Origin of the sequence: Saccharothrix obliqua (genome assembly GCF_019375475.1) — a bacterium.
Lineage (GTDB): Bacteria > Actinomycetota > Actinomycetes > Mycobacteriales > Pseudonocardiaceae > Actinosynnema > Actinosynnema obliqua.
In genome coordinates this window covers 1-304 of sequence record NZ_JAHXGQ010000045.1, presented here as the reverse complement: position 1 = coordinate 304, position 304 = coordinate 1, and the positions used below count along the sequence as shown (strand labels likewise).

Annotated in this window: 1 protein-coding gene; it reads right to left on the bottom strand. The window is 66.4% G+C overall.

What is annotated here, in order from left to right:
* The coding region (locus KZQ38_RS35740) for a ribonucleotide reductase barrel domain-containing protein (protein ID WP_504739581.1) at positions 1 to 304 on the bottom strand (304 nt) is incomplete at both ends.

Here is a 304-nt window from a genome sequence, read left to right as displayed (position 1 = left end):
ACTGGAGTTGTCCAGGTGCATGTACTCCGAACACGGGTTGGACGCCGTGATCCGACCCGACTCCGGCGTGGTGTGCCAGTCGTTGATCGTCCCGTCGTACTGGATACCCGGGTCCGCGCACTCCCACGCCGCCTGCGCCAGCTTCCGGAACAGGCCCTTGGCGTCGACGTGCTCGATCACCTCACCGGTCTGCCGGGCGCGCAGGCCGAACCGCCCGCCGTTCTCGTAGGCGTGCATGAACTCGTCGGACACCCGCACCGAGTTGTTCGCGTTCTGGTACTGCACCGACACGATGTCCCGACCG